The organism is Paenibacillus sp. cl141a (genome assembly GCF_900109305.1).
Taxonomy (GTDB): Bacteria; Bacillota; Bacilli; order Paenibacillales; family Paenibacillaceae; genus Paenibacillus_AQ; species Paenibacillus_AQ lautus_A.
The window spans coordinates 945,665-959,603 of record NZ_FNZO01000001.1; the positions used below are offsets into that span (position 1 = coordinate 945,665).

General features: G+C 50.9%; 11 protein-coding genes. All 11 read left to right on the forward strand.

Going from position 1 to position 13,939, the window contains the following annotated elements; translation table 11 throughout:
* Positions 1–36: 36 nt before the first annotated feature.
* On the forward strand, positions 37–729 hold the full coding sequence (locus BMX45_RS04460; protein ID WP_090908674.1) for an aspartate/glutamate racemase family protein: 693 nt from the start codon (positions 37–39) through the stop codon (positions 727–729).
* Between the two features lie 447 nt (positions 730–1,176).
* Positions 1,177–2,667 carry an arylsulfatase gene (locus BMX45_RS04470; protein ID WP_090908675.1) on the forward strand — a complete coding sequence of 497 codons (1,491 nt, stop codon included), beginning with the start codon at positions 1,177–1,179 and terminating at the stop codon, positions 2,665–2,667.
* Between the two features lie 41 nt (positions 2,668–2,708).
* Entirely contained in the window at positions 2,709–3,530 is an 822-nt protein-coding gene (locus BMX45_RS04475) for a GNAT family N-acetyltransferase (RefSeq protein ID WP_090908676.1), read from the forward strand.
* Between the two features lie 218 nt (positions 3,531–3,748).
* Positions 3,749–5,056 (forward strand): ABC transporter substrate-binding protein, encoded by a 1,308-nt coding sequence (locus BMX45_RS04480; RefSeq protein ID WP_090908677.1) that lies wholly within the window; start codon positions 3,749–3,751, stop codon positions 5,054–5,056.
* Positions 5,057–5,089: 33 nt separating this feature from the next.
* Positions 5,090–6,826: a sensor histidine kinase gene (locus BMX45_RS04485; RefSeq protein ID WP_090908678.1), complete on the forward strand. Its 1,737-nt coding sequence runs from the start codon at positions 5,090–5,092 to the stop codon at positions 6,824–6,826.
* On the forward strand, positions 6,804–8,450 hold the full coding sequence (locus BMX45_RS04490) for a response regulator (RefSeq protein ID WP_090908679.1): 1,647 nt from the start codon (positions 6,804–6,806) through the stop codon (positions 8,448–8,450). Before BMX45_RS04485 ends, BMX45_RS04490 begins: the two co-directional genes overlap by 23 nt.
* 202 nt (positions 8,451–8,652) lie before the next feature.
* Entirely contained in the window at positions 8,653–9,978 is a 1,326-nt protein-coding gene (locus BMX45_RS04495; RefSeq protein WP_254777946.1) for an ABC transporter substrate-binding protein, read from the forward strand.
* Between the two features lie 105 nt (positions 9,979–10,083).
* Positions 10,084–11,010, forward strand: coding sequence for a carbohydrate ABC transporter permease (locus BMX45_RS04500; RefSeq protein WP_090908681.1), 927 nt, complete (start codon positions 10,084–10,086; stop codon positions 11,008–11,010).
* Positions 11,011–11,022: 12 nt separating this feature from the next.
* On the forward strand, positions 11,023–11,850 hold the full coding sequence (locus BMX45_RS04505; RefSeq protein ID WP_090908682.1) for a carbohydrate ABC transporter permease: 828 nt from the start codon (positions 11,023–11,025) through the stop codon (positions 11,848–11,850).
* A complete protein-coding gene (locus BMX45_RS04510) occupies positions 11,850–12,818 on the forward strand; it encodes a phosphoglycerate dehydrogenase (protein WP_090908683.1) in 969 nt (322 codons plus the stop codon). The genes BMX45_RS04505 and BMX45_RS04510 overlap by 1 nt, the downstream gene beginning before the upstream one ends.
* A 40-nt stretch (positions 12,819–12,858) precedes the next feature.
* Positions 12,859–13,788 carry a dihydrodipicolinate synthase family protein gene (locus BMX45_RS04515; RefSeq protein WP_090908684.1) on the forward strand — a complete coding sequence of 310 codons (930 nt, stop codon included), beginning with the start codon at positions 12,859–12,861 and terminating at the stop codon, positions 13,786–13,788.
* Positions 13,789–13,939 lie beyond the last annotated feature (151 nt).

The window sequence follows — 13,939 nt, forward strand, 5'->3', positions numbered from 1 at the left end:
AATGACAAGGAAAAATTGAATCTTACGGAGGCAATGATGAAAACAATTGGACTCATCGGAGGTATGAGCTGGGAGAGCACCGTGATGTACTATCAGATTATAAATGAGGTCGTAAAGGAACAACGGGGTGGGCTGCATTCCGCAAAAATTTTGTTATACAGCGTGGATTTCCAAGAAATCGAAGAATGCCAGGCCGTTGGAAATTGGAACAAGAGCGCTGAAATTTTAGGAGATGTTGCCGTAAACCTTGAAAGGGGAGGTGCGGATTTTATCGTAATCTGCACCAATACGATGCATAAGGTTGCTCCAATCATTCAGCAAAGAATCCGTATTCCCATTATTCATATTGCAGATGCCACTTCGAAGAAGCTCATAGAAAGCGGCATAGATCACGTAGCTTTGCTTGGAACCAAATACACGCTGACTGAGGATTTCTACAAGGAAAAACTGATTACTGCCGGCATTCATGTGCTGATTCCTGATGAAGATGACATACAACTTATCAACCATATCATTTATGAAGAATTGTGCTTGGGTATCATTTCTCAACAATCCAAGAACGAATATTTGCGTGTGATCAACCAATTACAGAAGCAAGGTGCCCAAGGAGTCATACTTGGCTGCACAGAAATTGGTCTTCTTATTAAACAGGAAGATACGAATATCCCTGTTTTTGATACGACTCAGATTCATGGAACAACAGCAGCTCTATTTGCACTCGAAAAATAATCATTGATGTTTATTGTCGTGAGAGTTGCACCAGAAGCATGATTCCAACGCTTACCCGCATGCTCACGCCAACGTGGAAACCTGAAATGATCCCGCCTTTTTTGCGCGCAATGCGATCGACGGCATTTATGCCAACTGCGATCACGGCAAGGAATGGTGGATTCATAACCGTCGTAATTCACCCGGCGCTGTTACGGATAATCGCAGAGTAAGGAAACGGTTAGGCCTGATTGTCAGATGGGATGCACATCCGTCTGCAATCAGGTCTTTTAATGTCTTTGCGAAACAAATAGCTGCAGATGGCCGTATTATACAGATTGGGAAACGGGGATTGGGAGATTCCGTCGTATGTATGGGAGAACCGCACCTTCTAAAGGAGCAATTGACAACCCTCAGCAACAAGGTATGATCAAATAGATATCCGTATCATGCCGAGGAGGGAATATGATGAATTCGACTCAACACCAGGGAAGGCCGAATGTGCTGCTCATTACGGTCGATCAGATGCGCTTTGATTGCCTTAGCATAGCAGGTCACCCTGTGGTGGAAACGCCCAATCTGGACGAGCTTGCAAGGAGCGGCGTAAGGTTCAGCCGTGCGTATTCGGCCACACCCACCTGCGTACCTGCAAGAGCGGCGATCTTCACCGGCCAATCCCAGCGCGTTCACGGGCGCGTCGGCTATCAAGACTGCGTCCCGTGGAATTACAAGGAGACGCTGCCTGGGGAATTGGCTAAAGCCGGTTATCACACGCAGTGTATCGGTAAGATGCATGTTTACCCTGCACGCAATCTGCTCGGGTTCCACAATGTAATGCTTCACGATGGTTACCTGCACCACAACCGCAATAACCACGGCATTCCGATGCAGGAGCATTACGATCAAGTTGACGATTACTTGCAGTGGCTCCGCGAGAGGGTGCCGGGCGCCGATATGACCGATCTGGGTTTGGACTGCAATTCATCAACCGTCGCTCGTCCTTGGCATTTGGCGGAAATGCAGCATCCAACCAACTGGGTGGTAACGCAGTCGATTGATTTTTTGCGTCGACGGGACCCCGGGAAGCCGTTCTTCCTGTGGATGTCATTCGTCAGGCCGCATCCTCCGTTCGATCCTCCGCAGGCCTACTTGGATCTGTATGAGGATGCCGATATACCTAAGCCACCGGTTGGCGATTGGGCGGAGACGGAGGACCCGGATCAGGCCGGATACTCCCCTATAACGGGGCGGGGGCTGGTCCCGAAACGCCGTCTGCGTAAAGCGATGGCTGCCTATTACGCCCTGATCACGCATATCGATCACCAAATCGGACGCTTTTTGCAATCATTGAACGAATATGGGGAGCTAGGCAACACGGTGATCCTGTTTACTTCCGATCATGGCGAGCTGCTGGGGGACCATCATTTATTCCGAAAGTCTCTTCCGTACGAAGGCAGCACCCGCGTGCCGTTTATCGTTAACGATCCCGGCAACCGTTTAGGCCTGAAGAGCGGCACGGTTTCAGATCATGTCGTGGAAATGCGGGACATCATGCCCTCGCTGCTGGAAGCGGCCGGCGTGCCTATACCGGAAACGGTCGAAGGCGAGAGCATCTGGAGACTAGCGTCAGCAGAAAGGGATGGGGGAAGCAAGCCGGCTTGGCGTCCCCATCTTCATGGAGAGCACGCTCAAGGGATTCAGTCCAATCATTGGGTTACCGACGGAAAGGAGAAATACATCTGGTTCTCCCAAACAGGCAAGGAGCAGTTCTTCGATCTGGTTGATGATCCCAATGAGCTGCACAACGCAATCGGGGACGAAGATCGGCAGGAACGAATCCGTTATTGGCGTTCGGTCCTCATCCAAGAGCTTGAGGGACGCGAAGAGGGTTATACGGATGGCCGACAGCTGATCCCCGGCCGGAAGCCGGTAGCCGTATTATCCCATATTTTGAAATAGCACGAGACCGTAAATTCATTCAGAACCGTTAAGGAGGTAACATGCTAACGACACAACAGCTAAAAGACATTGAACGATTGCAAGCCGAGTGCGAACTTCATGACCATATCCAATTAAAGCTGAATTGGGAAATGCTCAGAGAACGCAAAACGGAGAATCTGGATTTCTTTCATTATGAGGAAAAGGAACTTGTAGCGTTTCTAGGGCTATATCCTTTTGGTTCGACCGTCGAGGTATGCGGCATGGTAAAGCCTGCCGAACGACGAAAGGGGCATTTCCAGCGATTGTTTCATCTCGGAATGGAACAGGTAAAACTCGCCGGATACAAGAAAATCTTGTTGAATGCGCCTGCAGGCTCCGATTCAGCTAAGGCTTTTTTGCATCAGCTGGGTGCGGAGCATGCTTTCACGGAGCATCAAATGATGTGGCAGGAATTGCCGCTTGAGGATTCGGACGGTATTCTACTGAGGCAGGCAACATTGGAAGATTATGAAACAAGCGTGCGCTTATCCGTGGAAGCATTCGGATTGGACGAAGAAGATGCCAAAGCGATGGAGAGCCATCATTTTGCTGATAATACGAGTAAGTTTATGATTGACGTAAACGAAGAAACGGTCGGGAAGCTTAGAGTCAGCCACGAAGAGGGGCAGGCGTGGATCTATGGTTTCTGCATATTGCCGGAATATCAAGGCCGAGGAATAGGCAGAAAAGCGTTGCGTCGCATCGTGAAGGAACAGAGCTCGGCCGGATACTCGGTGCATTTGGAAGTCGAAACGAAAAACGACCATGCGCTGAAGTTGTACGAGTCGGTTGGATTTCAAGCAGTGCATGCACAAGACTATTATCAATATGAATGCAGATGATAATAATATATGCGCAAGTAAAGTCGCCATCATGGCGGCTTTTTTTATTGATAAAGTCATTGATAAAGAGGGCCATTTCGTCTGTCGTAATGCTGAATGTGAGTTAGGTCCATGCATGAAAGGCTAAATATGTATACCAGATGTTAAATTTTTTCAGTGTCTTCTCCATTGTAAACGCTTTAATATCGATTTATGACCGACTGACAGGAGGGGAAGTTATGAAGTTTGCAGGACGTTTCTGCATGGTGTTATGGATTGTCGTCATTATGGTCTCGGCAGCCGGATGCATGGCGGGGAGGAACGGGGCCGATAGCAGAATGTCTCACCAACCGGAACGCCCGTTTGACAACGTGCGGATTACCGCATATATGGCTAAAAATCCGGTTGCGGACATCCTTCGCGCCCATCTTCCCGAATTTGAGAAGCAGACGGGAATCAAGGTGGATTTTCAAGCGTTGACCAATGAGCAGCTCAGCCAAAAGATGTTCGTGCAGATGACGGTAGGTAGTGAAAGTCCCGATGTGTTCATGATTCGGCCGTTGGAAGAGCTAAGTCTGTATGAGAGCAACGGCTGGTTAACGCCCTTGGAATCGTATGCCGTTTCGGACCCGCGTTACGACTTCGCCGATTTCTCTTCAACGGCGCTGGAATCGGTAACGGTGAACGGAAAGCTGCTTGCCGTCCCGCTATCGACGGAGCAGCAGATTCTATACTATCGCAAAGACCTGCTGGAGAAAAAGGGGATCGAAGTCCCGCAAACCTTAGAAGAGCTGGAAGCAGCGGTTAAACAGGTGCATGATCCCGAGCATGGCATGTACGGATTTGTCGCTAGAGGGCAGCGAAGCGCTCTCGTAACCCAGCTATCGTCATTCGTTTACTCCGAGGGCGGGAATTTTCTAAATGCAGATAAAGCAGCATTGAACACAAAGGAAACGCTCAAGGGGATTCAGCGATACGTAAGGCTGCTCGGAAACTATGGGCCTCCCGATGCGCTCAGTTACAGCTGGCCGCAATCCGCAGATCTCTTTGCGCAAGGAAAGGCGGTATTTTTTACCGATGCCAGCGCGATCTACTCCCTGCTATCGCAATCGGGATTAGCAAAGGAAAAGATCGGGTATGCGCTCTTTCCGGCAGGTGATGCCGGTCGCAAGCCGTATAGCACCACTGCATGGGCCATTGGCATCAATGCGAATTCTGCCCGCAAGGATGCAGCCTGGGCTTTCATCGAGTGGGCTTCGGGCAGGGATATGGTGCTGCAAGCCCAGAAGATCGGTAATCCGGGAGCACGGAGCTCGCTGTGGCATGACAAGGAAGGAATCTCCGGCTTTCCGGATGAGCTGATTCCAGTGATCAATGAATCCATTCCGATCGGAATGAGCTATGACCGTCCCAAAGTCATTCACGTGAAGGAAGCGCGGGACATTATCGGCGGTATCGTGGTGAAAGGACTTATCGGCGAAGATGTCGGAAGTGCTGCCGAGTCGGCAAACGTTCAATTGCAAGAACTGATGGACAGCGAGAAGTAGAGCGAATCGCTCTGACACGGGGGTATGTTTTTGATGAAGCGGTTAAGAACAAGTACGTTTGCGAAGCTTACAACATTGCTGGCGGTCCTGGTGATTCCCATTATTTTGCTGTATGCCTACTCCCATCAGGTCAGCATCAACGTCGTCCGTTCGGCTGTGGAGGAGGGCCAGCGGAACCGACTGACATTTTTCATGAGTCAGATGGACACCATGATCGATCAGCTAACGAAATATTCGGTGATTGCGAGCAATGATGACGGGATTAAGAGTTATCTGGCGGAGCGCTCAGGCAGCACTCCCATGGAGCGAATCGACAGTCAGCAGCGGATCACAGATATGTTGAACATGCAGATTGCAACTAGCAGCTGGGACAGCCAAATCTTAATGTACCTGACGCAGTATCGTGAATTGCTGACTACCGACTTGTCGGCGAGGTATGATGTCGAATACCTGGCTCATGCCCATAAGCAGAACTGGACTTATCATCGGGATTTGCGAGGGCAAGCTTTTTTTAGCTGGATGAGAACGTCGGCTTCGACGCAGGATCTGATCGTGGAGGTCCGTTTCACCGACCAGAATCTGGTCAATATGCTGAATCGATTGAAACAGGACGGGGACAGCGAGCCGTTCCTGTATGCCCCTGACGGTACCGTTATTGCCAACAGCACATCGGTCGAAGATACGATACAAATGGCCGCCGGCACCCTGAACGAATTGCAGCTTGGGGAAGAGGGCAGCCGAATCGTGCAATCGGGGCAGGGCAAATATGTAATGAACTACGTCTTGTCCAGCAGTTTGGGCTGGTATCTGGTGGATTTTGTCCGGCTGGACAGCGTATATTCCCCGATCACTTTAAGCAGCGCTCTCTTTTATATTTCCGTATCGCTCCTGCTTATTCTCGTCTTACTGCTGACCTTGTTGTTGTACCGCAATGTCCAGCGTCCGATTTCCCGCCTGCTTCATGCGGTGAGAAGGATCAGGGACGGTCAATACATGACGCGTCTGAAGGATGTGCCGAAGAACGAATTCATGTATCTGTTTCACTCCTTCAACAACATGGCAGAGCAAATCGAGGAGCTCATCGAGCGGGTGTACAAAGAGTCTTTGCGATCCAAGGAAGCGACGCTTAAGCAGCTCCAATCGCAAATTAACCCTCACTTCCTGTATAACTGCCTGTTCTACATCAAAAACATGGCCAATCTTGGCGATAAGGAAGCTGTTGTGGCCATGGCCCTGAACTTGGGGGAGTATTACCGATACACGACGCGACTGGAAAAACCGACCGCGCCTCTTGAAGAGGAAGTGAAGCTGGTTGACAATTATTTAACGATTCAGATGCTGCGGCTTCAGAGACTAACCTTCGAGATCGAGGTTCCTGACAGCATGATGCAGCTGGAGATTCCGCGTCTTCTGCTCCAGCCTATCGTGGAAAATGCCGTCATCCATGGTGTTGAGGATCAGTTGGATTTCGCGATGATTCATATTTCCGGAGAAATCGAAGGGAGCCGATGCAGGATCAGAATTGACAACAACGGCCAGGGCATGGACGACGGCATCATCGATAAGCTGAAGCGACAGGTCGAAGAGCCTTTGAACGAAAGCGGGGGATTCGGTCTATGGAACATTCATCAGAGACTGGTCACCCGGTACGGCAAACATGCGGGCCTGACCTTTTCAGAATCACCGTCAGGAGGACTTCGCGTGGAAATATGCTGGGAAATCTCAAGTAAAGAAAGGGGGGAGGACGTTGTATACATTGCTGATCGTTGATGATGAAGCAAGCGTGGTAGAGGGGCTTGCGCATACGATACCTTGGCAGAAAATCGGAATCGATGAGGTACGCAAGGCATACTCCGCTTTCGAAGCGCTGGAAATACTGCAGACGCAGCCGGTCGACATCATGATTTCCGACATCACGATGCCACGGATGAACGGTCTTGAGCTTGTCGAGATCACGAAATCAAGGTGGAAGAATATCAAAACGATCCTGCTGTCCGGGTATGCCGATTTTGCTTACGCGAAGGAAGCCATTACGCTTGGCACTTATGAGTACCTCCTAAAACCCGTCAGCGACGAAGTCGTTCTTGAAAAAGTAGGCGGAGCTGTGGAATCGCTGCGGCAGGAGCGTGAGTCCAGCGAAACCTATAATCGCGCGGTTCAGGCTTTTCGGATTAATCTGCCACATATTCGAGGCGAATTCCTGAATCAGCTACTTCAAGGCATGAAATCACCAAAGAACGTTTGGGCCGAAAAACTGGAGCTGCTTGAAATGAAATCCGCCATCGGAAAGCAATCGGCTTTGATGCTTGTACGGATGGAGGACCGTCTGACGGAAATGAGCCCCTATGACTCCTCCATCATGGAGTACGCGATCGGTAACATGGCGGACGAGATCTTCGGGGAACGGTTTCGATTGTGGCGATGCAGGGACATACATGGATATCTCGTCTTTTTTGTTTTTGAAAGCGATGATTCGGCGGCTGGGATGGACCCTCATGAGCATGCGGAGGAGAATGAGCTCAAGCATTTCGCTGCACAGCTGCAGATGAATGTCAGCCGTTACCTGAAAGGAACAATCTCCGTCCTGATCGGAAAGCGAGGTTCCTTCCCGGAAGATGTCCGAAAGCTGTATCAAGACAGTCTTTTCGCTTTGCGCCGCCATATCGGCAGCCACAGTGATATGTTCGTTTACGCAGAAGATGAGGAGGAGCTGCTTCCGGTCCGTTCCTTGCAAAAGTGTTATGAGCCTCCACTGCTTCATCATCTGCTGGAATCCGGCAGTTGGAAGCAAATCCAAGAGAAACTTGAGCAGATCCTGAAGGAATTGTCGCTCGCGCACAGTCAATCGCAAGAGCATGTAATCGAAGCCTTTTTCTTTATATATTCCTCGCTTAGCGCATATGCGCACAAGAACGGACGCAGTCTGGCCGATATCGTCGGAACGTCCCTAGCGGATGTAACGGGACTCTCGCAATGCACGACCGCTGCCACGCTCGGCAAATGGGTGGGCCAAGTTCTGCCTCTACTGGAGTCAAGCGCCGAACAGGCAACGCGCAGCGACCGGAGCGCTGCCGTGTCCCGGATGAAACGGTTCATACGGGATCATTTGTCTCAGGATATTTCCTTGCAAGCCATTGCGGACCATATGTATATGCATCCGGTTCACGTGTCCCGCCTCTTTAAAATGGAGACCGGATCGAATGTGAGTGATTATGTGCTCCGGTTGAAAATGGAGCAAGCGGCCGAGCTGCTGGCAGACCACTCCTTGAAGAACTTCGAGATTGCCCTGAAGCTGGGATACCACAACCCGAATTACTTTATTCGGGTGTTCAAAAAGTATTATTCCGTGACGCCGCAAGAATACCGAAACAGTTTGGAAACAGGAATGCCGTAATAAAGCCTTATTACCGTCCGTTTTCAGCCATGCATGTGGCTGGAAGCGGGCTTTTTTTGTCTAATTCGGCCGCTGCTTTGGATTGCGGCATCATGTTAAGTAAGGAGAGCGGATGTTAAGCCTATATCATTTAACCCAGTTTATGAAGCCCTTACAATGAATGATGTAAGGACATTCCACTATATGCTTAGGGGTGAACATGATGAAGATGAAGAAAAATTCCATACGATGGGTAACGGCTGCTTTAGTCATGATATTGATGGCAGGATGCAGTGTAGGGGGAACGGGAGGCAGCGGATCAGGGAATGCCGATCCGGGCAAGGAAACCCTGACATTCTGGATGAAGAAGCAGATGTTCGAAGAGCAAAACCAGATGATCCAAGAGAGGGCAAAGCAGTTCGGCGAAGAGCATGACGTGAATGTCAACGTGGAGTTTATCGCTTACGAGGACTTTTATCCGAAATGGTCGGCAGCCATCGAATCGGGTACTACGCCGGACGTCTCCTTCTTCGGCTACCAGGAAGTCGGACAATTCTATGCCAAGGACGTTCTCGAGGAGGTTACCGACGTTGTGAGCAGCGTGGAGAACGCTAACGGGGAAATACAGGACAGCCTGAAAACCTCCGTAACGTTCGAGGACAAATTATACGGAGTGCCGTTCTGGACCGAGTCTACGGCTTTATATTATCGGAAGGACATGCTTCAGGCAGCCGGTTACAGCGAGCCGCCCGGAACCTGGGAGGAATTCCGCGAAATGGCGAAGGCACTCACGGATTCTTCCAAAGGGATATACGGCGCAGGACTCGGGTACGGGAAAGGCAATTCGGATGCCGAATGGCTGACCCGGGCGATCATCTGGTCCTACGGAGGTTCCCTCGATACCGAGGACGGCAAAAATGTAACGGTGAATTCGCCCGAAACTCTTCAGGCGGTTCAGTTGATCAGGGATATTTTCATCGAAGATAAGGTGACGCCTCCGAGCTCCATCGGATGGGATGACAGCGGCAACAACAAATCGTATTTAAGCGGCCAGTCGGCCATGATCTTCAACGTCGGCAGCTTGGCTGCGACGATCAAGAACGATAATCCCGAACTGTACGAGAATACGGGGATCGCCATGCTGCCCGCAGGACCGAAGGGAGCGGTAGTGCCTGGCATTAGCAACAATCTAGGCATATTCAAGGCATCTGCGAACAAGGAGCTTGCCAAATCCTTCATCGAATATATGACGGACAAAGCGTGGTACGGCCAGTGGGTGCAGAATGGAGCTCCATTGACCGGTCCTATTTACACGGACCTGGCAAATGAGTCCGTATGGCAGGAGGAGAAGAACAAAGGATTTGTCGACTCCATCGCACATTTTGCTTTCCTTGGATACCCCGCAGAGTATAACCCGAAGGCTGGAGAGATTTATAACCTTCGATATGTCAACGACGTCTTCCAAAAGATGCTTCTGGATTCCGGATTCACGGCTCAACAAGCAGTGGACGAATTACAGAGCAAGATCGAGGCGGTATACGCGAAGTAGGGTTATGACTTAACCGCGCATCAGGCTCCGCAGTCCGAATACAAGCATCGATGCAAGGTCCGTGGCTGCGGATGAGCCTGAGGCGTCAGAAAGAAGGTGCTCTCAATGAAAAGCTTGGAAGTCCAAACAACACCGGGGAAGACCCCGACGCCTAGGCGGGAACGAAGTGATACAAGCAGCAGGCTGGCTTATCTTCTCATGAGTCCGGTGCTAATATATTTGCTGGCTGTCATGGCGCTCCCTTTTTGCTGGGCGGTCTATCTTAGCTTGACGAATAAAGTGGTCGGCGTTCCCGAAACGTTCATCGGCCTGCGAAACTATACGGAGCTATTTACCGATTCCGTGTTTTGGAAGGCGGTATGGAATACGGTTGTCTTTACGATGGTGGCCGTCATTTTGAAAGCGGTATTCGGGATGATTATGGCGCTCGTGCTCAACGAGAATATCGTTGCTCGAAACTTTTTCAGGGTGATGCTGTTTCTTCCGTGGACCATTCCCACGATCGTCTCCGTATTTACCTGGCAGTGGATTTATTCCGACGTCGGCGGCGTGCTGAATGCCATGCTCCTCAAAACAGGGCTTATCGACAGTCCCGTCGGCTGGTTGGCCACACCGGACCTGGCCATGTTCTCGGTCATTCTCGTCAACGTGTGGCGGGGCATTCCGTTCATGGGCATTGCCATTTTGGCCGGCCTGCAGACGGTGTCCAAAGAGATGTATGAAGCCGCCATGCTGGATGGAGCGGGAGCGATCAAGCGCTTTTTCTACATGACGCTCCCCTCGGTAAAAGAAGTGACCATTTTGTCTTCCGTCATCACCACCATCTGGACGCTGAACGACTTCGAGATTATCTGGCTGCTGACACGCGGCGGCCCGGACAACGGCACGCAGGTGCTATCCACGCTTAGCTATACCGTCGGCTTTCTGAACATGAGTCTCGGCAAAGCAATTGCGATTTCCCTCATTACGCTGCCGCCGCTGATCATGCTGATCCATTATGTGACCAAGCGTTCGCTGGCGTCCGACAAGTAAGGAGAGATCTTAATGAAGAATTCGCTCGGCAAGCAAATTGCGGTATACTCGACGCTCGCGCTGCTGCTAATATTCGCGCTCTTCCCTTTATATTGGATGGTGATTACCTCCTTCAAATCCAATGGGGAGATCTATTCCATGACGCCTACGTTTTGGCCGAAGGAATTTCTCGGAACCGCCTACGATAAGCTGATCAATGAAAAGGGCTTTATGACGAATATCAAAAACAGCTTGTTCGTCTCCTTGATCGTATCCTTGTTCTCGATCACGGTCAGCATGTTGGCTGCATATGCGATCTCCAAGCTCAGGTTTCGAGGAAGAAGCTTCATCTCCAAAAGCATTCTGTATGCGTACCTGATGCCGAGAGCCGTTCTGTTTATCCCGCTGTACATGCTGGTGACGGCCATCGGCATCAACAATTCCATTTACGGTCTCATGCTGATTTATCCGACGATCACGATTCCGTATGCTACGTGGATGCTCATTTCCTATTTTAGATCCATCCCGGACGAAATCGAGGAAGCGGCCATGATCGATGGATGTTCGCGAATCCGTACAATGACCAAGATCATTTTTCCGTTATCGGCTCCGGGCATTGCGGCTACCTTCATTTTTTCGTTCACGTTATGCTGGAGTGAATATCTGTATGCATTGGTTGTTGTCACAAAAGGCGCTGACAAGACCATCACGCTGGGATTGTCGGATATGATCGTCGGCGACGTCTTCGCATGGGGACCCCTGATGGGTGGCTCCATTATTGCATCGATTCCGGTCATCGTGATGTATCTGTTTACATCAAAATATATGGTAAGCGGAATGACGGTAGGAGGAGTGAAATAATGAAGGCGAAGAAAGTGTTAGTAACGGCTACGAATTACTCCCAACTGTGCGCGGATGCGAAGCGGCTGCTCGAAAACCATGGATGCGAGATCATCGAGAATCGTTTCGGACGTCCGCTGACGTTCGAGGAACTGAAGGAAGTGGTGGGATCGGTCGACGGCGTCATTGCCGGCGTGGACACTTGGAATGAGGAGATATTCAAGCTTGCGCCGCAGCTTCAAGGCATCGCCCGTTTCGGCGTTGGCGTGGACAATATCGATTTGGAGGCTGCAAGGAAATATGGAATACAAGTAACCAATGTACCACGAGGCAATGCCAACGCGGTAGCTGAGCTGGCGATCGGATTGATGATCTCGGCCCGCCGGCACATTCCCGCGCTGGATCGATCGACGAAGAACGGCGGCTGGGAACGCTTTGTCGGCTCCGAGCTTGCTGGTGGAACGATCGGCCTTCTAGGATTCGGGAATATCGCCCAGCTCACCGCGAAGAAGTTGAAGGGCTTTGATGTCGAAATTATCGCCTATGATAAATATCCAGATACAGTTAAAGCGTCGGAATACGGCGTTACCATGACAACTTTCGAGCATGTGCTGGCACATAGCGATATCGTCAGCATGCATTTACCCAGCTTGAAAGAGACACACCATATTATGAATGACAAGGCTTTCGCCAGGATGAAACCATCCGCCATTTTCATTAACACCGCGAGAGGAGCCGTCGTGGATGAACAGGCGCTTACCCGGGCGCTGTCGTCCGGAGTCATTGCCGGGGCGGCCATCGATGTCTACGAGTCCGAGCCCGTATCCGCCGACCATCCGATTCTTCAGATCGGGAATCTGGTAACGACGCCGCACACCGCAGCCGAGACTTTCGAGACGTATACGCGGGTCAGCATGATTACCGCTCAGGCATTGCTGGATATATTCGAAGGAAGGGAACCGCAAAATGTACTGACTGCAAAAGGATGATGTTCAACCATAGATACGAACCATTCAGGAGGGGACGCATATGTATCAGATCATTACCGACGGCAATTGGCCGGTTATGCTAACGCCGTTTACGGAGCAGAACGAAGTGGATTACGAGGCCTTGGAGCGGCTTATCGACTGGTATATCGACCGGGGAGCCGACGGCCTGTTTGCCGTATGCCAATCCAGCGAAATGTATACTTTGACCCTGGAGGAGCGCGTATTGATTGCAGCCTTCGTCAAAGCGAAGGCTGCCGGCCGGGTCCCGGTCATTGCATCGGGTCATGTATCGGAAGCGTTTGAGGACCAAGTAACGGAGCTAAACGCAATGGCGGAAACCGGCGTCGACTCCATCGTCCTGATCACGAACCGGCTCGCCGGTGCTGGGGAGTCCGATGATGTATGGCTGGCGAATCTCGATAAGCTGCTCGGGCGTTTACCAGAACACGTCCCCCTCGGATTGTATGAGTGTCCAGCCCCGTATCGGCGGCTTCTGACGCCCGAGATGCTGAAGAAATGCTCCGATACCGGACGCTTCCGGTTTATCAAGGACGTGAGCTGCGACCTGCAGCTGATCGGGGATAAACTCAAGGCGGTCCGGGGCGGAAGTCTGAAAATCTTCAACGCCAATACGGCGACGCTTCTGGACAGCTACCGGCTCGGCGCTTTCGGCTTCAGCGGCGTGATGGCCAACTTCCACCCCGAGTTGTATACATGGCTGTTCCGGAATTGGGAAAGCCAACCGGAAGCGGCAGGGGAACTGTCTGATTTTCTCAGTGTGTCGTCATTTCTTGAGAAGCAGCTCTACCCGGTGAATGCCAAGTATTACCTCATGCTGGAGGGCATACTGACAAACTATCGCTGCCGTTCGAGAAATCATGAGGAGTTCAGTGCCACCCAACGGCTGGAGATCGAGCAATTATACCGGGTGTCCAAACAATATGCCCGGAAGTATCCCATCACTATTTAAGGAGATATAGAAAAGCAAAACGATAAAGTGAAAAGTCGCCCAATTAGGGCGGCTTTTTGCTCCTGATCGCTTTCGCTTAGGCTCTTCATCTGGGCCGCTCAACAGCCAGAGTTGCTAACGAGCAGCAGGATCATGGGATCTGGTCCACGAA